The sequence below is a fragment of the Providencia sp. 2024EL-00732 genome (assembly GCF_044006275.1).
GTDB classification, from domain to species: domain Bacteria; phylum Pseudomonadota; class Gammaproteobacteria; order Enterobacterales; family Enterobacteriaceae; genus Providencia; species Providencia huashanensis.
The window spans coordinates 92,960-113,249 of sequence record NZ_JBIPDG010000007.1; the positions used below are offsets into that span (position 1 = coordinate 92,960).

Consider the following 20,290-nt stretch of genomic DNA (forward strand, 5'->3'; position numbering starts at 1 on the left):
AGGATGAACAAGTTATTTTATCGCTTAATTTTTAATACTGCCCGCCAAATGGTGATGGTGGTGGCGGATATTACGCGCAGTCATCGTGCGGGCCCTGCCTGTTCAAGTGAAAACCGTGTTGAGAAAACCGCAAATAGCCGCGTACGTTGGTCAATCAAGCCGATTGTCACTTCCCTATGGCTAACATTGGGAATGGTGAGCTTTAGCGCTTCTTCGTCAACGATTGTTGCGGATGGTAAAGCGCCGGGTAACCAGCAACCCACTGTCGTGAATACACAAAATGGTTTGCCACAAGTCAACATTCAAGCGCCAAATCGCGATGGTGTATCTCGTAACCAATACAGCCAATTCGATGTTGATCATAAAGGGGCGATCCTCAACAACAGTAGTACCAACGTCAATACGCAACTCGGTGGCATGATCCAAGGCAATGATTGGCTCGCCAAAGGGGAAGCTAAGATCATCCTTAATGAGGTGAATAGCCGCGACCCTAGCCAGCTCAATGGCTTTATTGAAGTTGCAGGGAAAAAAGCCGATGTGATCATCGCCAACCCAGCAGGGATCACCTGTAATGGTTGTGGTTTTATTAATGCGGACAAGGCGTTACTTTCTGCCGGTAAAACATTGATTGAAAATGGCAAAATTAAGGGCTTTGACGTTGATAAAGGCAGTATCAATATTGTCGGTAAAGGCTATAACGGCAATGGGACTAACTACACAGCGTTGATCGCTCGCTCAGTGAATATTAATGCCAAATTACATGCGAAAGATTTAGCGATTACGACAGGAAAAAATACTGTTGCGGCGGATGGGAAAACCATTCTTAAAACGGATAACTCCTCTATTGATGATAAGCCTGAATTTGCTCTAGATGTGGCTGCATTAGGGGGGATGTATGCCAATACCATCAAAATGCGTGGTACAGAACATGGTGTTGGGGTACGAAATGCAGGGCATATTGGTGCAGAAGCCGGGGATATTACACTTTCTGCTGATGGTAAAGTGGGTAACTCTGGGGTGATCACCGCCAGTCACAATATTGCAATAAATAGCCAGAAAGCTATCAATAACACAGGCACCGTACTGGCGCAAAATGATATCCAACTTAAGGCGAAACAGGTAATAACCAACACCGATAAAGGCCAAATCGTCGCAGGGCGCGATGCAACGCTAAGTGCTGAGCAAATCAATAGTGACCGTACCGCATTATTAGCCGCGGGGGTCGATAGTAAAGGTAAGCTTACATCAGCGGGTTCATTAACGGTTAAAGGCGAGAAAGAAATAGCATTACAAGGGGATATTGTTGCTAAAGACTCATTAACAGTAACAGGCAGCGGAGTAGATCTATCCCATTCCAATACCCAAGCCAAAAATATCGCGCTGACGTCTACCGCAACGGATATTCGCACCCAAGAAGCGCATTTACTGGCAACGAACAACGCGACATTGACTGCTAAACGCGGCATTGATAACCAAAAAGGGGAGATTGTTGCTCACCAACTCACTTTATCTGCTCCCGAGTTTATCGACAACCAACAGGGTAAGCTCGTTCAAAAAGGAAATTCAAAAAATACCTTACACACTAAGGTATTAGGTAATCAACAAGGTGAGGTCAATCTAGCGGGAGAGACTTCCGTTATCACGCAACAGCTGAATAACCAATCGGGTCAGTTATTAAGCCGTGATGGCAAAATGGATATTCAAAGCCAAAGCCTGAACAACCAGCAAGGCACGTTGTTAGCCTCTGGTAAGCAAGGGCTAACTATCAAAGCGGATTCACTAGATGGGCAAAAAGGGGAGATCCTCACCAATGGTGCATTGAATTTAACCGCACAATCAGTGAATTTAAATAACGCCACCACCCAAGCAGAGCAAATCACGTTACAAGCGAATACATTATCTCACCGTCAAGGCAATATGTTGCAGACGGGGAGTAAAGCCATGGGGCTTAATGTGACTAATGAGCTTGATAATTACCAAGGAAGTATCACATCCAAAGGTGATTTACGCTTACAGGCAGAAAAAGTCGACAATACAGACGGTAAATTACTAACGGGGGCGAACCATCGCTTAGATGTTACGTCTGCAAAGGTGTTTGATAACACCCGTGGTGTTGTCCAAACCGATAAGTATTTGATGATCAAAGCGGATAAACTGATTAACCAACAAGGTAAAATCAGCAGTTTATCGGGTGCAGCTTTATTGACAGCAAATAGTTTAGACGGTGCACAAGGCACTATTTTTGCGAAAAACACATTAGGCATCGAAAGCGCTGATATCAACTTAAACCAAGGTTTAACCCAAGCGGATCAAATTTCTATTTTAGCCAATAACTTCATCCATCAGAGCGCAACCTTATTGCAAACAGGGGAAGGAAAAACCAAGCTGCATATTCAAAATCAATTTGATAACCAGAAAGGGGAAATCTCCAGTAATGGTCAAGTTGATATTGTGGCAAACGAGTTGAATAACCAAGAGGGGAAAATCATTGCCGCCAAACAGGGGCAATTGACACTGAGTATTCAACAGGCGCTGAATAATACGCAAGGAATATTATTAGGTAATCAGGGGGTTCAGCTCGCAGTAGAGCATTTAATTAACCAATCGGGCAAAGTTATTGCCAGTTTTGGTGATAATCATCTGGCGTTAAAACAACTGGATGGTGAGAAAGGGGAAATCCTTTCGAAAGGTAAACTCGCCTTAACAGGAGATAACCTGAACCTCAATGATGCAGTGACACAAGCCGATAATATCCAAATTGATGGGCAAAGCCTTTCCCATCAACGTGGCCAAATGCTACAAACAGGTAGTGAAAAAGGGGAAATTAAACTAGCTCAACACCTTGATAACCAATCAGGAAATATTAGTAGCCAAGGCACATTAAGCTTGGATGTGGCTAAGCTTTCTAACCAGCAAGGTGTGGTAGTGGCATCAAAAGTAGGGGCTTTGATCTTAAATGCAAAGCAGGGCATAGATAACACCCAAGGGACATTGTTTGCCGAGCAAAATTTTATGCTCAACACGCTCTCGTTCACGAATACCGATGGGAAAGTGATTAGTAAACAAGGCAATATGTCGGTTTCGACTGAAAACCTGCAAGGCCAACGTGGGGAGATGGTTGCACAAGGTGACTTATCACTTAATGGTAAAGACATTGACCTAAGTGCAGCGACTACGCAAGCACAACACATCCAATTGACAGCGAATAATTTAACGCATCAACAAGGGACGATGACCCAACTGGGTGAGCAGCAAGGTACTATTAACCTATCCCAACATCTTGATAATAACACAGGGGATATCAGTGGTAATGGTTCTTGGCTGATCAAAGCCAATACCCTTGATAATCAACAAGGTCACATATTCAGCGCAAAAATGGGTAAGTTAGACTTACAAATTCAGCATGCTCTGGATAACACAGGTGGAACGCTAACAGGCCGCCAAGGCGTGTTTATGGAAGCCCAATCGTTGATCAACCGTACGGGAAAAGTGATCGCCAGTATGGGGAATGTGACATTAAACAGCCAGTCACTGGATGGCGATAAAGGCGAAATACTGGCCGCAAATACGTTGAATATTCAAACGGGTGCTGTTTCACTGAATCAGGCTATCACTCAGGCTGAACAAATCTTAATAACGGCAAATACCCTTGACCACCAAGGTGGGAAATTATTGCAAACTGGCGATACAGCAGGGGAAATTACGTTACAAGGTTATTTGAACAATCAAGCGGGTGAAATAGGGAGTAACGGTAATTTTACTCTACAAGCTGATTCTTTGAATAACAACGATGGGCAAATTATTACCGCGAAGAACGGTGAGCTCACTATTAATTTGCTGAGTGAGTTATTGAACCAACATGGGGCTATTGTTGGTGAAAATAACCTGAATATTAGCGCAGATAGCGTTGATAACCGAGAAGGTAAGCTGGTTGCTCGTCATGGTAATGCAAAACTGAACATTACTAATAATATCAATAACCAAGCTGGGTTAATTGCCGCAGAACGCCTTTTACAGATGCGCAATCAGGCGCTGCAAAACCAGTTGGGCTACTTACAAGCCAATGCTATCAATATTAATACCCATAACCAGCGGTTTGATAATACACAGGGCTCACTGTTAGCTCAGCAAACACTGGTATTAAATAGCGGCCAACTAGACAACCAGCAAGGCTCAATTCAATCAGGCAGTGAGATGCTGATTGATACCCATGGTGAGCAACTGATTAATACCCAAAGCGGTGATGACAAAGGGATTTATGCGCAAGGGGGTTTAACCCTAACTACCGGTGAGCTCAATAATGAGCAGGGCCGTATTGTGGCAAAAAATGCACTGACATTGAACAGCCAAGGGGTTAATAACCAGCAAGGTTTGGTGGGAAGTCAGTCCGAGCTGACAATGAATATCCAACAATTGGATAACAGCGAAGGGGTGATCAAAGGGCAATCCATTAATATTGATACCCAAGGACAGCGTTTAACTAACCTAGCTAAAACAGATGAACAGGGGATTTTTGCTAGCCAAAATTTAGCATTAACCATTGGAGAGTTAATTAACCGCCAAGGGAAAATTCAAGCTAGTCAAATTTCACTCAATAGCCAGAAAAAGCGTGTTGATAATAGCGAAGGTGAAATTCTTGCCGCCAATGATTTAACGGTGAATACGGGAGCGCTGGATAATCAACAAGGCCGACTGCAAGCAGGCCATCAGCTGACTCTGAATTCCCATGGTGAAGTGGTGAATAATAGCTACACGCAAAAAAATGGTGGCATATTAAGTGGTGGAGGCTTATCCATTGACAGTGGCAAGCTTCTTAACCAGCAAGGACAAATTCAAAGTTCGGAAGCGGCATCGCTCACCACCACAGGTATTGAAAACCAGAATGGCCAAATTTTTGCGGGTCAGTCAATGGATATCAATACCCAGCAACAGGTGCTATTAAACCAACAGGGCACATTAGCGAGTAATGGCAAGCTCGAACTGAATACAGGGGATTTAACTAATACCCAAGGTACTGTTCAAGGAAAACTTGGACTTACCGTGAATGCTGAGCAGATTGATAATCAAAAAGGGTTATTACTGAGCCAATCGGCGTTAAACGTGACAGGAAAGAACCTCGATAATACTCAAGGGGTTGTTCAGTCACAGGGAAATGCAACGCTGGATATTCATCAACGGATTGAAAACCAGCAAGGGCAGCTTTTGTCTGGTCAAAACTTGAACGTGAATACGCAACAGCTCAATAATGCGAGTGGTGTTATTCAAGGCCTCAATAATGTTGAATTGGCAGTAAAACAGCAAATTGAAAACCAACAAGGCTGGATCAAGGCTAATGAAAACCTCGATATTTCAGCTCAATCTATTGATAACAAAAATACAGCTAAAACAGGTAAAGGTTTGGAAGGGCAGAATATCACCCTGAAAACCACGACATTAGATAACCAAAGCGGTGCACTCCGTGCAGGGCAAGCCATTGAAGCGAATGTGGCACAAAGCTTGAATAATATTCAAGGGATGCTCTCAGCGGGAACTCAGTTGAATGTAACTGATAATGCCCAAGGTAAAGCCTTAGTATTATCGAACCAACAAGGGGTGATGGTTAGTAATGGCTCAGCCGCTATTTCTGCGGACCAATTAACGGGCGAAGGCAAGGTGATTGCACAAAAAGCATTATCACTGACACTTAACCAGTTATTTGAAAATACAGGGCGCATTCAAGCTGGCGAGAACTTAACCGCGAATTTTGCACAAGGCTTTACCAATAAAGGGTTATTTTCTAGCCTTGGCGAACTGGCGTTAACCACTACGGCCGTTATCAACCAACTTTCCGGCGAGATCAGTGGGCAAAATACCCGAATTAAAGCCAGCGGTCAGGTGCTTAATACTGGGCTTATAGACGGTGTATTAACTCACATTGTTGCGAATTCTTTAGATAATCTAGGCACAGGGCGTATTTACGGAGATTTCTTAGCAATAGCGGTCAATTCCCTCTTGAATGATAAGCAAGGGGATAAAGCGGCCGTTATTGCAGGGCGTAAAGAGGTTAACCTTGCGGTTTCTGAGCTATTAAACCGTGACCATGGTTTGATTTACAGTGACGGTGATTTAGTTATCGGTAAGCAATTAAATGACCAACTACAAGCCACTGGTCATGCCAAAAGTGTGAAAAACCACAGTGCAAATATTGAAGCGTCAGGCAACCTCACACTGAAAACTGATTTACTTGAAAACAAAGATATTCATTTGCAACTGACTGACGATGCAGTGGAGGTCAGTCGTGAGCACTTTGATTGGTATGATGCGGGTAATGGTAACCGTTATAAGTTGCAACCAAGAAATGGTAATCAAACTCGTTATGCGATTAATGAAGATGGCACGCTCAATAAAGAAGTGGGTATTCATTATGAAAAATCCAATCGCTGGCGGATGTTTGAATACGGAAACTGGACAAAATATTTTTATGAATATGATTACGACCGTATTATTTATGAAACACAAGTTATCAAACGCGATGCAGCACTGATCACCAGTGGTAAGCATTTGACGATTGATGGGCAGCAACTGAACAATGAAAATTCACGTGTTGTGGCAGGGCAAAACCTGATCTTAACAGGCTACGAACTAAACAACGAAGAAGCGCAAGGTGTTCGTCGTATTTTTGAGGATGGAAACACGATTTATCGCTATAAAGGCGGTAAAAAATGGAAAACGCGTACTAGCACGTCAAAATACCAAGGGGTTAATAGCGAAGAAGATTTAGCATTACATTTATTAGAAGTCACCGAAAATGCGGGTGGTATCAATAAAACTCAGCTCGATTCAGTGAAAGTGAATAAACTTGACGGGCAAGCGGAGGGGGTTTCTGCTGCAAGCCTACAAGATAACCAAGGTTCAGCTATCACTGAACAAACGCTAAAAGAGGGTAAAAATACGCCATTAGACTTGTTACCAGGTCAACAAATGGAAGTGACGCAATTACCGTCGATTTCAGCCAAAGTGGATGTCAAAGATGACAAATCAGTTGACTCATCATTGCAAGTCGAAAATGCCAATGTGGGTAACGGCACTGACATTCAAGGGCAAAATGACGCAGGTAAAGGGGAAAACATCACAGCAGAGACTGGCTCTCAAGGTAAAGATAACCTCGATACAGTGATCAGAACCGTTGGACCAAATACCCAATTACCCGACAACAGTCTATTTAATCTAACACCTAACAGTGATAGCCAATTCCTGATTGAAACAGACCCACGCTTCACTAACTATAAAAAATGGTTGTCGAGTATTGATATTGTCACGAATGAACAACTGCATAAGCGGTTAGGTGATGGTTACTATGAGCAGCGTTTAGTGCGTGACCAACTGATTGAAACTACTGGGCAGCGTTTACTGGGTAACTACAGTAGTGACGAGGAACAGTATCGTGCACTGTTAACCAATGGTGTGGCATTCGGTAACCAATTTAACCTGACACCGGGTATCGCCTTAACGCCAGAACAGATGGCGAATTTAACCACAGATATTGTGTGGATGGTGAATAAGGAAGTCACGTTGCCGGATGGACGTGTTGAACTAGTGAGTGTCCCGCAGGTGTACGTTCGTGCTCGCCAAGGGGATCTAAACGGCAATGGAGCATTACTGGCGGGGCGCAATGTTTCTGCGAATATGACTGGCAATATCCTTAATAGCGGCGAAATTAGTAGCCGTGAATTGACGGACTTACGTGCTGAAAATATCGAAAATAGCGGCCGCATCCAAGGCAAAGACATACAGCTTGATGCCCTAAAAGATATTAAAAATGTTGGTGGGGAAATCCGTGGTTTAGACAATGTTTCGTTATCAGCGGGGCGCGATATTCTCAGTGAAACGGCGCAGCGTGGGGATGGCAAATCACAATGGCTCGAGCGTCCTGCCAGTATCTATGTCACGGGTGATAATGGTCAGCTTACCTTAAAAGCGGTGCAAGATATAAACCTAATCGCGACAGATATCGGCAACTTAGGGGTTGATGGCAAAACATCGATAATTGCAGGGCGTGATATTAGTTTAGAAACTCGCGATGTTAGCTCGGCATTTGATTACACCCATAATTCAAGCAATTACTATCGTGGCGCTAACAGCACAGAGGTTGGCACACAAATCCAAACTCAAGGGGATTTAACCTTATCTGCGGGGCAAGACCTGTCTGCCCGTGCAGCAAACGTGAGTAGCGGTGGGGAGTTAGCGATCAATGTTGGGCGTGACATCAATATTACTTCCGGTATTGAAACAAGTGATTATGCGAAACACACCAAACACAAGGATAAAGGCTTCTTATCAAGTACCACCAAAGAAACCCATGATGAGGTGAATGAGCGCACAGCCATCAGTAGTATATTCAGTGGCGATAGTGTGAAAATGACGGCAGGGAATGACGTGAATATCGAGGGGAGTAATATACTCGGAACTAACGATGTTACTGTCAATGCTGGCAATCAATTGAATGTAACCACTTCTGACGAAGCACTGCATGAAACTCATGTGTCGAAAACAAAAAAATCAGGGTTAATGAGCAGTGGCGGTTTAGGTTTCACGGTTGGTTCAACTTCACAAAAAGTGACTACCGAAACCGATAGCAACCAGAAAAAAGGCAGTGTGATTGGCAGTACGGCGGGAGATGTAAACTTAACCGCTGGTGGCAGTGCAAATATTCACGGCAGTGATGTGATTGCGGCGAAAGATATCAATGTAACGGGCAGTGATGTGAGTATCACCGCGGCTGAAAATAGCCGTACGGATATCACCACGGTGGAAAGTAAATCCAGTGGGTTGACGGTATCGTTAGGCGGTACAGCGGGTAGCCTGTTAGATGGTATGGCGCAGACTGCAAAATCAGCGAAACAAGAAGATGATGGTCAGTTAGCTGCACTTAAAGGAATGAAAGCGGGCTTACAGGGTGTACAAGCTCAGCAAGCCGGTGAGTTGGCTGGACTGAAAGAAGGTGGTAGTGTGGCAGATGCCTTTGGCGTCAATGTGTCTTATGGCAGTAGTTCTTCAAAATCCACCACGAAAACACAGCAAAATACCGCATCAGGTAGCAGCTTAAGTGCTGGGGACAATGTCAACCTTACAGCCACAGGTAAAAAAGAGGGTAGCCAAGGCAACCTGACGGTACAAGGCAGCCAAGTGGATGCAGGTAAAAACATAACCTTGACTGCGAAAAACGATATTAACCTGACCAGTGCCACCAACACTCAAACCGTGGATGGTAAGAACGAAAGTAAAGGCAGTTCAATCGGTGCAGGTATTAGTACGGGCGGTTGGAATGTTAATGCGAGCGTGAATAAAGGCAATGGTTTTGAGAAAGGCAATAGCCAGTTCTATACCGATACAGAGGTTAATGCGGGTAAACAACTGACGCTGAACAGTGGCAAAGACACCACGCTAACCGGTGCGCAAGTGAGCGGTGAAAGCGTTAAAGCCAATGTAGGTGGGGATTTGACCCTATCTAGCCAACAAGCGACGGACAAATATGACTCGAAGCAACAAAGTGGCAGTGTATCTGGCAGTATTGGGTCAGGGTTGAATACCACAGCTTCCGTGAATGCCAATAAAACCGAAATGCACAGCGATTATCAATCGGTAGATAAGCAAACGGGTATCAATGCAGGCAAAGGCGGTTTTGATATTACGGTGGGTGAGCATACACAACTTGATGGTGCGGTCATAAGCAGTACGGCAGAGGCGGATAAAAACACATTGGATACAGGTACTCTGGGCTTTGGTGATATTAAAAACAAAGCGGAGTACAAGGTGGATAGCCAAAGTGGTGGTTTCAGTACAGGAGGCACACCATTTGAAGACCAGTTAATGGGGAATGCAGCGGGTTCACTGCTGACCAATGTGAATAACAAAGGGAAAGACAGTAATACCACGCATGCAGCGGTATCGGAGGGTAACATTGTTATTCGCGATAAAGACAATCAGAAACAAGATGTCAGCGAATTAAGCCGAGATACAGACAATGCTCATGAAAAACTCAATACGATTTTTGATAAAGAGAAAGAGCAAAAGCGGATAGAGAAAACGCAGTTAGTGGGCGAGTTAGGTAAGCAGATTACTGATATAGCGGTGACGAATGAAAGGATAGAAGCCACTAAGAACGAAAGGAAAAACTTTGATAAAACGCCAATGACAGACGATGAGCGTAAGAAAGCCATTGCTTCTATCAAAGATCCGAACTTAAAAGGGGATGAAACGGCCATTCGGAACGCGGTATTAAATGATCGTATAGAGAAAGCGGTTCAAGGGTCAGAATGGGGCGTTGGTGGTGATAATCGCCGTATCGTGGAGTCAGGGACGGCGTTAATCCAAGGCTTGGTGAGTGGTGATGTGAATAAAGCGGTGGCGAATGCGAGTGCACCGTATATCGCCAATCAGATAGCCAAGAATATTGGAGAGGAAAATAAAGCAGGGCGTTTAGCGGCCCATGGTATTGCGAATGTTGCATTAGCGCTGGCAAAAGGTGAAAATGCAGGGGCACAATCGCTGGGAGCCATGACGGGTGAAGCGATGGGGATGCTGTCGCAAGAGCTGTATAAAAAGGATGTAAGCCAGCTGACGGAAGATGAAAAAGCGACGGTGAGTGCGTTTGCGAGTTTGGCAGCGGGGATAGCCGGCGGATTAGTGGGTGGCGATACATCGAGCGCAGGCAATGCTGCCGAGGCAGGGAAGACCACGGTTGAGAATAACCTATTAAGTCCTGATGATAGAGATGCAAGAGATAAAGCACTTGAAGATCAAAAGGCGGGCAGAAACTTAAAGAAAGCCTCTCAAGATATTATTTATTTATCAGATAAAGATGCTTATACCGACAAGTTAGTCGACCTCTATCGTAAGGGAGAATTAGACAGTAAAGGACAACTTGAATTAACTGAGTACCTTGATGCCATTGGGATACAGCTACAGTTAAGAGGCATGAGCGAAAGCGATGCGAAAAAACAGATAGAAATTATTTTAAAATATCCAGGTGGGTTTAAAAATGATCGCTCCGCTTATTATGAAGCCTTAGGCCAGTTGAGTGCGGAAGAAAGGCATGCATGGCAAGCGGCGATAGGTACAGATGCTTTATTAGCGGGTCCGGGGAGAGCTAGCCAAATAATGCGGTTGGCTTTGATTTCAGGAGGGTCATATCAAGCAGGGACAGGGATTGGTCAAATTGCAGATGGAAAAATTACTGAAGGCAGTATTAACCTAGGACTTGGGGCTGCGGTTGTTCTTGGAGGACATACAGGAAACAAGGTTACGACTGGTAAGCCAAATGGTGGGATTGTTTCTCCAGAAACTACAATAATTCAGGAAAGTAGTACAGTTTTAGATAAAAAAATACATACATCTATTCCGAAGGTGGAAGCGGAATTAATAGATAAAGAAACAGGGAAAATATTTAAAGATACTAACCAGGGAAATAGACCTGATTATTTTTTAGGTGACAAAAGTCGTCCAACTTTAATTAACGATAGAATAGAAGCGAAAGTAGAAAAAAATCCTAGCAAATATTTACCAAATGGAAATATGGCTTCTGCTCATGCTGAAGTGGGTACTATTCAGCAAGCGTTTGAAGATGGTATCACAGTCGGTCGAGATATGAATATGAAAGTTACAAAAGAACCTGTATGTGGATACTGTCGTGGAGATATTGCAGCAATGGCAGATAAGGCAGGATTAAAATCTCTAACTGTTTATGAAGAAAGTACTGGAAAAACATTGTATTGGAATCCTGGCATGAAATCATTAAAGGAGAAAAAATAATGTTATTTTCATTGAGCTGGACATTAAACGGTACTGGAGGGAACAGTGAAAATCCTATATGGGATGATATTGAAAAAAAACTTACATTATTAAAAATTGGATATGGAACCTTAACACTAGATATTCATGATAATGATATTGGCTCACAAATGTTACAAGTAAGGGCAGAGCTAGGTAATTATTTAGTAATGTTAGGTGAGATAATCAATGATGATTATGAAGTTAGAACATATTATGATGAAAAAATGACTAAAGAAACAATTTGTATATTAGGTGACTATTGGCCTAAAAATCAAATAACAACTGATTTTTCATTTATTGTTCAAGTTGTGTATGAATTCTTTAATACTGGTAATGTACAAAATCATTTATTAATTTAATTTTAATAAAAAGATCCCAGCCCCACACTGGGATCTCCTTAGCCGCCTTACTCCCCCTCAGCCAGCCGGATAATCAACTGTCCGGCTTGGCGAGTGAGCGTGACGTTGCTACCCACCGTAAACCCGAGCTCATTCAGCCACTTACCACTGATAATCAGTTGTGGGCTGGGGTTCGGGCGCTGTCGGTTGGGCAAGTATCCCACTGTATACTGTCTTGATTTTACCGCCTGTTCTTTAGCTGTTTGGGTTTTTACTTTACAATCGTCTCTAGCCACTGTGACTACTCCCCCGCCACACCAATCATCTCTCGCCAAATCTAAAAAATAACCAATCATATCTTGCCTTTTGGGTTTTTAGCTATTTACATGATTTTTGAGTCCATCGTGTAAAACATGAGAGCAATGGGCACTATCAAAGTGGTGGGTTTACTGTTGACCAATGTGAATAACAAAGGGAAAGACAGCAATACCACGCATGCTGCGGTATCGGAGGGTAACATTGTTATTCGCGATAAAGACAATCAGAAACAAGATGTCAGCGAATTAAGCCGAGATACAGACAATGCTCATGAAAAACTCAATACGATTTTTGATAAAGAGAAAGAGCAAAAGCGGATAGAGAAAACGCAGTTAGTGGGCGAGTTAGGTAAGCAGATTACTGATATAGCGGTGACGAATGAAAGGATAGAAGCCACTAAGAACGAAAGGAAAAACTTTGATAAAACGCCAATGACAGACGATGAGCGTAAGAAAGCCATTGCTTCTATCAAAGATCCGAACTTAAAAGGGGATGAAACGGCCATTCGGAACGCGGTATTAAATGACCGTATAGAGAAAGCGGTTCAAGGGTCAGAATGGGGCGTTGGTGGTGATAATCGCCGTATCGTGGAGTCAGGGACGGCGTTAATCCAAGGTTTGGTGAGTGGTGATGTGAATAAAGCGGTGGCGAATGCGAGTGCACCGTATATCGCCAATCAGATAGCCAAGAATATTGGAGAGAAAAATAAAGCAGGGCGTTTAGCGGCCCATGGTATTGCGAATGTTGCATTAGCGCTGGCAAAAGGTGAAAATGCAGGGGCACAATCGCTGGGAGCCATGACGGGTGAAGCGATGGGGATGCTGTCGGTAGAACTGTACGGTAAAACGGTCGGTGAGCTGACGGAAGACGAAAAAGCGACAGTGAGCGCCTTTGCGAGTTTGGCTGCGGGAATAGCCGGCGGATTAGTGGGTGGCGATACATCGAGCGCAGGCAATGCCGCCGAGGCAGGGAAGACCACGGTTGAGAATAACTTATTCGGTGGAAATGAAATAACACATACCCAATATGTTCAAGAGCACGGAAAAGATGTGATGTCGTGCGCTGATAATCCTGCTTCAGAATCTTGTCGTCGCGGTATGGCGATGAACAGAGCTTATGCAAAAGTGTTAGCAGCAGGCGGTTTAGTCTATTTGCCGGGTGGAATGCAGATGACAGCGGTTATAGGTGGAACCTCGAATGCAGGTATTCAGTACATATTGACTGGTAATATCAATCCAGATGACGTTCTTATTGCTTCCTATGTCGGTGGGTTTACAGCTAACACAGGTTTAGTTGGAACGGTGGGAATCAATGGATTAGGTGGCGCAACATCAAGTGTACTGAAAGATGAGGATCCATTAGAAGGTGGGCTGACATCAGGGCTTAGTTCCGGGGTTGGCTATGGAGCAGGCAAGTTAATTAAGCTAGGTACTAATAAGTGGGGATATTGGGTCTCCGATGGTTTTGATCCTAAATATAATCCGAAGTTACAAGGTGGCGCAAATAAAGGGCAATTAGGCTTATCAAAAGATCTATCACCTGCCGAATTACCTGGGGTCGCTGGTAATATTACTAGTTCTGTCGTTACTGAAAATACTAATAGTAAAATCAATGATAAGCTAAAAGAAGGCAATGAAAAATGAAATTGAAATTTTTATTTGTCTTCTTGCTGCTATTAATCGCTGGTGTATTTGTTGCTAGTATTATTTCTATCGCTGTAATTAATTTTATACTCACCATAATTAAAGGAACTGATTTTAGCCTAGACTCAGCTGAAATATGGGGAATAATGAAGATGAGCATTGTTGGTGGAAGCATAGGAGCTATAGGTATTTGGCTGTCTAGTTTTTTAAAGAAAAAATAGTTAAATAAAACCCTATTGTTTTTATAAAAAAAACCAGCGCCACACTGGGATCTCTTTTATCTACCTCACTCCTCAGCCAATCGGATAATCAACTGTCCGGCTTGGCGAGTGAGGGTGTAGTGGTTAACCGTCTAAAATACCATACAATTCAATAAATTACCCATAGCAATCAGTTGCGGGCTGGGGTTGGCTTTACCACTATTCGGTAAGTAGCCTACTGAATATTGACTAGTTTTGACCACTTATTTTTGAGCTATCTGTGTTTTTATTCCTACCTAAATCAGCGACAGAGCTATAAAACGCACGTCGGGAAAATCGTCTCTGATGGTAAAAATGCACTGGAGAAGTCGGCTTTTAACTGACTGAGTTATGTTTTTATCTGGCTAAATCGCAATGGAATGAGTTGTTGTTGAGAATAACTATCTGAGCTCTCAAAATGTCATTGATATGGTGAGAGAACTTGAAGAAGCGGATAGAACCGGCGCAGATAAAAAAGGCATTTATGCTAAATACGGCAAAATCAGTGAGTACAACAGAGATAAAACTGTTGCTGAAGTTAAAAATGGGGATTCGTTTGATGCTATCGGTGCGTGGTCTGATTTAAATGGCGGTATTGATGTTGCTGACGGTCTGAAATGGGCTGCCCTTGTTGATGATTTGAGTAGTGAAGATCGTGCTCAACTTGTTAATTTTGTGAAAGCGGAAAATGCACAAAGTGCCCAAGCGATTTATGATTCATTATCGATAACGGCTAAAGGAGCATTGCTCGCCAAAGAAGCGGGTGAAAATATTGGAATTGGTGGCGCAGTGCCGGGAGCGGGAATATCGGTTGCTGGGATTAAGGGAAGTGGTAATAAAGGTGGAAAACAAAAAGATTCAGAAAATAGCTCTCAGCCACCACAAAATACAGGTAATAATCACCAGAGACCACCTCGAAACGCGACTAGCCTTGCAGGTGGTCCTTTAGAAAGGGCTCAACAAGTAAGTGGAAGGTTCCAAATTGAAAATGGACCTAAAAACGGTACTGTTTATCGAGCTGATAACCAAGGGAATATTACAAGCTATGCGACCTATGACTCTAACGGTATGATTTTGAAACGAGTTGACGTTACTGGAGCGGCTCACGGAGGTGTAGCTACTCCCCGTCATGCCAATCATCGATATGCTCTTCTCTTAGGCGCTCGCCAAATTTAAAAAATAACCAATCATATCTTGCCCTTTGGGCTTTTAGCTATTTACATGATTTTTGAGTCCATCGTGTAAAACATGAGAGCAATGGGCACTATCAAAGTGGTGGGTTCACTGCTGACCAATGTGAATAACAAAGGGAAAGACAGCAATACCACGCATGCTGCTGTATCGGAAGGTGAGATAATCCTTCGTGATAAGGCTAATCAGAAGCAAGATATACCTCTACTCAGATGGCAAAATTTATTAAAACATCATAAATATACACAATGGTTATCTTTGCAAACTCATAATATGAACAAGCTTATATAAAAACAGTACAACCTCGGCTTCTTAGTATTTTTACAATCGTAGGTTCTATACTAAAATTATTCCATCGTAAGTCTAGCTTCATTAGTTTTGGTATATTTACTAGGCTATCGGGTAAATTACTAAGCTGATTAGCACGTAAATCTAGATATTGAAGTGACTCAATTTCCCCAATAGAGCTCGGTAGTGAATATAGTTTATTAAACCTTAAATTAAGAGTGTGAAGATGTTTAAGACTTGATATCTTTGAAGATATGTTATCAATTTTATTATTATTTAAGTCGAGTATTCTTATTGCAGCTAAACCTAAAATATCATCGGGTATATGAGTTACTGAATTATTCATTAAATAAACCTCATGGACACCCGATAGCTGCGTGATCGAGTTTGTTAAATCTGTAATTTGATTGTTATATAATCTTAATTCTTTCAAATTTGTTAACTTAGAAAATTGGTCAGGAAGTTTTTTTAATTGGTTATCAGTGGCATTAAAATATAACAAGTCGTGTAGGTTTGATAATGATTCAGGAAGCTTTTTAATACCATTATCGCTTAAATAAAGAAATTGTAGCTTATTTAGGTTACCAATTTCGGTAATGACCTCATTAATGCTATTATGCCCTAAATCTAGCATCTCAAGATAACAAAGGCTTGCTATGTCAGTAGGGATTGATTTAAGTTCATTACAAGATAAGTTAAGGACTTTTAATGATTTACATTGGGTTATTAATGATGGGAACTCCGCTAACTTATTGTTATATGCACTAATAACACTATAGGAAAATGGCGATGAAATTAATGAATCAATTTCTAGATGGTGACCTGAATCTAAATTTAACGCTAAACTAGAATCTGAATGTTGGTGTAACATAGGTTTCTCCCTATGATGAGTAAGTGAGTTACCCTTAAATTTCAGGTAACGCTCAAAGTCAGTAATAGTATAAAACAACCACGATATTCTAATTAAACAAAATAATACATAACAAAAGGTAGGAAATAATGTCTAATATCTTGTTATTAGATAGCGACAATTTTTCACGTATGCTTTATCAGCCTGAACAACAACCTGGGCAGTGCGTTATTGTTTATTTTTCGGCTTCTTGGTGTGTACCATGTAAGAACATGCAACCTATTTTCCAACAAGTCGCGAACCACATTGATGATAAAAAAATAGTTTTTGGGGTTGTCGATATTGCACAATCACCAACTTTAGCACCTAAGTACGGGATAAAAACTGTACCCACTATCGCAATTTTTCAGGACACTCGGTTAGTTCACACGATTGCAGGAGAGGTACCCTTAAATAATGTATTAATGGTATTGAAGCAGGTGCTCGATAGTTAGTAATATTCGATTTTTTGCGTTAAGTTAACTCTAACTACTCATACAAGACATTCACAATGTTAATACTTATTTTAGAAGGTGTATTAATCGGTTGCTTACTTGGTTTAACTGGGGCCGGTGGCGGGATTCTTGCTGTCCCCGCCCTGATGGTAAGCCAGAACTGGAGTGTAGCTTTAGCCGCTCCAGTTGGTCTTTTGGCTGTGACACTCGCTGCTTTGGTTGGTGCAATTCAAGGGCTTATAAATAAAACTATTCGATATAAAGCTGCTATTTGGATTGCGTTATTAAGCATACCTACGGCTAAATATGGTATCTATCTTTCCCATATTATCTCTCCGGTTTGGTTAACGCTCACTTTCAGCATGGTTATGTTTTATGTGGCTTATCGAGGTTTTTTGGGCGAACCAAGTGAGTTAACGCATTCAATTTGCCAAATTAATCAAGAAACAGGAAAGTTTATTTGGAATATGAAAACTGCTGCTGTACTTGGTGGTATTGGTATAATTTCTGGGTTATTGACAGGGTTGCTCGGGGTGGGTGGGGGGTTTGTGATAGTCCCAGCACTACGGAAGTTTACCAATTTAAATATGAAGAGTATTATCGCAACATCATTACTGGTGATTTTTTGTATTGGTAGTATTAGTATTTTTATTAATGTATTAAATGGATTCCCCTATCCAAAAGAAATTAGCTCTATTTTTATTGTCTCTTGTATTATTGGTTTATTAATAGGGAGGTTAATAATTAATTATCTTTCAGCTAAAATGATTAAAACGATATTTTCAATATTGGTCATTATTGTTGCATTAGTCTTGTTTATTTCATCATTAAGTGAGTTGAATTTCATTTGATTTATTAAGGGATTAATAGGTAATCGATTAATCTATGTGGTATGCCACTATTTTTGATAAACCGTAGTTTAACCTATCATAATGGCATAAAATCGATTTATCTTCATCCGCAAATAGGTATAATGAATAATCGCATTTTTTCTGCCCTGATAAAGATTGATATGAACTAATATTATATTCATCGGGGTGGTCATTAAAGGTTAACTAATATAATTATGGCAAAGCAAGATAGCTCAACAACGATAATAGATATAGCTAAGCGTGCTAATGTAACGGATATTACAGTCTCAAGGGCATTTAACCATCCAGAAATGGTAAAGAAAGAAACTCGAGATAAAATATTGGCAATAGCTCAAGAGCTAAATTATGTTCCTAACCTTTTCGCTCGGAATTTGAAGAATAAAAATAGCCGCATAATTGGTGTGGTTACTGATAGCACATTTAACCCATTTTATGTTGTATTAATTCAAACAGTTTCTCGTTTAGCGAAAGAAAAAGGCTATCAGGTGATGATCTTTGACTCGGATAGCGATGAAAAAGCAGAGAAAACGGCTATTGAGACCTTAGTTAGCTATAAGGCTAGTGGTATTCTGCTATCTCCTGTTCGCGATGATAAAGGCTATCAACCAAGTTACCTTTCTTTAATTGACCAGCACAATGTACCTTTAGTTTTTGTAGACCGTGCAATTTATGGCTATGAAAATAAATACTCGGGTTTATTTTTGAAAAACTTTGAAATTGGGGCATTAACAGGTAAGTTTTTGAGTCAGCAAGATTGTGATAATACGTTAATTGTTTCTGGTCCTAAAGATTCGGAAATTAGTTTGTCGCGTTTATCAGGAATATATGAGGCCTTTCCAAATAGGGGGAACATTCATGTATTATACAGTAGCTATATGTTTAATAAAAATGATGAAGCTTATTTAAGGGAAAAGGTTCAAGAACTATACACACCTAATATGTATATTGTGGGGCTTAATGGTATTATCACAGCAGGTATGTATAAAATTATTTTAGAATTAGGCTTGTCTTGCCGTTATTTTTCAGTCGATTTACCGCCATATGCTGATACTTATCACCTGTCTATTTCAGGTGTTCATCATGACTCTGTTTACCTTGGTGAGTTAACTACAGATTTATTATTTTCTGAAATAGAGCGTGAAACAAATAAAAATCACCAAACAAAGCAAATATTTGTAGATGGTAAACTGGTTGTTTACTAATTAAAGCGGCCTCGTTTAGAGGCCCTTTAATTTTTTTATTATATTATTTTAATAAAAGTTTAGCTTAGCGTTTCATTGAGCTAATTAATGTTGCTCCCCAGATAATTAAGCCTTTTACAATATATTGTACATAAGGGGAAATACCGAGTAAATTTAAGCCATTATTGAGAACACCTAATATCATTGCTCCAATTAAGGTTCCGATAATCATTCCTCGGCCACCAGCGATGGATGCACCACCAAGCACAACGGCGGCAATAGCATCTAATTCAAAGCCTACACCTGCATTAGGTTGGCCACTCATAACACGGGAAGTAAAAATAAGGCCAGCGAATGCCGCGGTAAAACCACTAATCACATAAACTAACATTTTATAGCGTTCGACACGGATACCACTAAGACGAGCGGCTTCTTCATTACCTCCGATAGCATAAATATAGCGACCAAATGAAACGTGGTTTAAAACAACATAAAAAATTAAGTAAAGCCCCAGCATTAATAAAATAGGAACTTGTATCCCCATTAATTCTTCACGTCCCCAAAAAGCAAATTCTTGGGGGAGCCCTGAAACAGGATAGCCACCGGTATAAATTAATGCTAAGCCTTTGGCGATTATCATGGCACCAAGTGTGACAATGATAGGTGGCATTTTACCGTAAGCGGCTAATATTCCATTAATAAAACCGAATGCAATACCTGATAATAGGCCAAGAGCGATTGCGGCATAGGGGTCCATGCCATAATATTTCATTAAACCCGCCATTAAAGTTCCAGAAAGAGCCATAACAGCACCGACTGACAGGTCAATCCCCCCGGTCAAAATAGCAAATGTCATACCAATAGCAATAATGGCATTAATTGAAACCTGACGAGCAATCGTTGAAAGATTATTTACCGTTAAGAAATGCTCATTAAAAATGGACATACATGTAAATAAAAGAATTAAACCAACGAGTGGTAAAAATGCAGGTATTTTTGTTAGCTTAGAAAAACTAAATTTATTTTTAGTTAATGGAATAGCACTTTGATTAGACATAGTCATTA

At 41.4% G+C, this 20,290-nt stretch carries 12 protein-coding genes; 9 read left to right on the forward strand and 3 right to left on the reverse strand.

All coding sequences use genetic code 11. The annotated features are described in order from the left end of the window. Positions 1–3 precede the first annotated feature (3 nt). Both ACHB7C_RS12780 and ACHB7C_RS12785 read left to right on the forward strand, forming a co-directional pair. Positions 4–11,790, forward strand: coding sequence for a hemagglutinin repeat-containing protein (locus ACHB7C_RS12780; protein WP_395347502.1), 11,787 nt, complete (start codon positions 4–6; stop codon positions 11,788–11,790). Then, positions 11,790–12,170 carry a DUF6911 family protein gene (locus ACHB7C_RS12785; protein WP_210846917.1) on the forward strand — a complete coding sequence of 127 codons (381 nt, stop codon included), beginning with the start codon at positions 11,790–11,792 and terminating at the stop codon, positions 12,168–12,170. The genes ACHB7C_RS12780 and ACHB7C_RS12785 overlap by 1 nt, the downstream gene beginning before the upstream one ends. 47 nt (positions 12,171–12,217) lie before the next feature. On the opposite strand, the gene ACHB7C_RS12790 is transcribed toward ACHB7C_RS12785, so the two are convergent. Beyond that, positions 12,218–12,505 carry a SymE family type I addiction module toxin gene (locus ACHB7C_RS12790; RefSeq protein WP_210846918.1) on the reverse strand — a complete coding sequence of 96 codons (288 nt, stop codon included), beginning with the start codon at positions 12,503–12,505 and terminating at the stop codon, positions 12,218–12,220. Positions 12,506–12,562: 57 nt separating this feature from the next. On the opposite strand from ACHB7C_RS12790, the gene ACHB7C_RS12795 reads away from it, so the two are divergent. From ACHB7C_RS12795 to ACHB7C_RS12810, 4 genes are all read left to right on the forward strand, one after another. Beyond that, entirely contained in the window at positions 12,563–14,110 is a 1,548-nt protein-coding gene (locus tag ACHB7C_RS12795; RefSeq protein WP_395347504.1) for a VENN motif pre-toxin domain-containing protein, read from the forward strand. Continuing rightward, the gene (locus tag ACHB7C_RS12800) at positions 14,107–14,331 is read left to right on the forward strand and encodes a hypothetical protein (RefSeq protein ID WP_042848792.1); all 225 of its coding nucleotides are present in this window, start codon (positions 14,107–14,109) and stop codon (positions 14,329–14,331) included. The genes ACHB7C_RS12795 and ACHB7C_RS12800 overlap by 4 nt, the downstream gene beginning before the upstream one ends. Positions 14,332–14,778: 447 nt before the next feature. Beyond that, a complete protein-coding gene (locus ACHB7C_RS12805) occupies positions 14,779–15,525 on the forward strand; it encodes a polymorphic toxin type 24 domain-containing protein (protein ID WP_042848791.1) in 747 nt (248 codons plus the stop codon). Positions 15,526–15,597: 72 nt separating this feature from the next. Then, a complete protein-coding gene (locus ACHB7C_RS12810; RefSeq protein WP_158516013.1) occupies positions 15,598–15,831 on the forward strand; it encodes a hypothetical protein in 234 nt (77 codons plus the stop codon). On the opposite strand, the gene ACHB7C_RS12815 is transcribed toward ACHB7C_RS12810, so the two are convergent. Further along, entirely contained in the window at positions 15,824–16,699 is an 876-nt protein-coding gene (locus ACHB7C_RS12815) for a leucine-rich repeat domain-containing protein (protein ID WP_395347506.1), read from the reverse strand. The two genes, ACHB7C_RS12810 and ACHB7C_RS12815, sit on opposite strands and share 8 nt — an antisense overlap. A 128-nt stretch (positions 16,700–16,827) precedes the next feature. Here ACHB7C_RS12815 and ACHB7C_RS12820 point away from each other — a divergent pair, with 128 nt between their 5' ends. The 3 genes from ACHB7C_RS12820 (at position 16,828) to ACHB7C_RS12830 (ending at position 19,246) form a co-directional block, all read left to right on the forward strand. Beyond that, positions 16,828–17,172 (forward strand): co-chaperone YbbN, encoded by a 345-nt coding sequence (locus ACHB7C_RS12820; RefSeq protein WP_042848788.1) that lies wholly within the window; start codon positions 16,828–16,830, stop codon positions 17,170–17,172. A 56-nt stretch (positions 17,173–17,228) separates the two neighbouring features. Beyond that, positions 17,229–18,023: a sulfite exporter TauE/SafE family protein gene (locus ACHB7C_RS12825; protein WP_395347508.1), complete on the forward strand. Its 795-nt coding sequence runs from the start codon at positions 17,229–17,231 to the stop codon at positions 18,021–18,023. Between the two features lie 215 nt (positions 18,024–18,238). Next, entirely contained in the window at positions 18,239–19,246 is a 1,008-nt protein-coding gene (locus tag ACHB7C_RS12830) for a LacI family DNA-binding transcriptional regulator (RefSeq protein ID WP_048608281.1), read from the forward strand. Between the two features lie 64 nt (positions 19,247–19,310). Here ACHB7C_RS12830 and ACHB7C_RS12835 read toward each other — a convergent pair whose 3' ends face one another. Beyond that, positions 19,311–20,288 carry an ABC transporter permease gene (locus ACHB7C_RS12835; protein WP_370661210.1) on the reverse strand — a complete coding sequence of 326 codons (978 nt, stop codon included), beginning with the start codon at positions 20,286–20,288 and terminating at the stop codon, positions 19,311–19,313. Positions 20,289–20,290: the final 2 nt, after the last annotated feature.

Bases quoted from the DNA above. Each gene is read 5' to 3' on its own strand.
- ACHB7C_RS12780 (WP_395347502.1), top strand. From the start codon at position 4: ATGAACAAGTTATTTTATCGCTTAATTTTTAATACTGCCCGCCAAATG.
- ACHB7C_RS12835 (WP_370661210.1), bottom strand. From the start codon at position 20,288: ATGACTATGTCTAATCAAAGTGCTATTCCATTAACTAAAAATAAATTT.
- ACHB7C_RS12790 (WP_210846918.1), bottom strand. From the start codon at position 12,505: ATGATTGGTTATTTTTTAGATTTGGCGAGAGATGATTGGTGTGGCGGG.
- ACHB7C_RS12805 (WP_042848791.1), top strand. From the start codon at position 14,779: ATGGTGAGAGAACTTGAAGAAGCGGATAGAACCGGCGCAGATAAAAAA.
- ACHB7C_RS12830 (WP_048608281.1), top strand. From the start codon at position 18,239: ATGGCAAAGCAAGATAGCTCAACAACGATAATAGATATAGCTAAGCGT.
- ACHB7C_RS12785 (WP_210846917.1), top strand. From the start codon at position 11,790: ATGTTATTTTCATTGAGCTGGACATTAAACGGTACTGGAGGGAACAGT.
- ACHB7C_RS12820 (WP_042848788.1), top strand. From the start codon at position 16,828: ATGTCTAATATCTTGTTATTAGATAGCGACAATTTTTCACGTATGCTT.
- ACHB7C_RS12810 (WP_158516013.1), top strand. From the start codon at position 15,598: ATGAGAGCAATGGGCACTATCAAAGTGGTGGGTTCACTGCTGACCAAT.
- ACHB7C_RS12825 (WP_395347508.1), top strand. From the start codon at position 17,229: ATGTTAATACTTATTTTAGAAGGTGTATTAATCGGTTGCTTACTTGGT.
- ACHB7C_RS12800 (WP_042848792.1), top strand. From the start codon at position 14,107: ATGAAATTGAAATTTTTATTTGTCTTCTTGCTGCTATTAATCGCTGGT.
- ACHB7C_RS12795 (WP_395347504.1), top strand. From the start codon at position 12,563: ATGAGAGCAATGGGCACTATCAAAGTGGTGGGTTTACTGTTGACCAAT.
- ACHB7C_RS12815 (WP_395347506.1), bottom strand. From the start codon at position 16,699: ATGTTACACCAACATTCAGATTCTAGTTTAGCGTTAAATTTAGATTCA.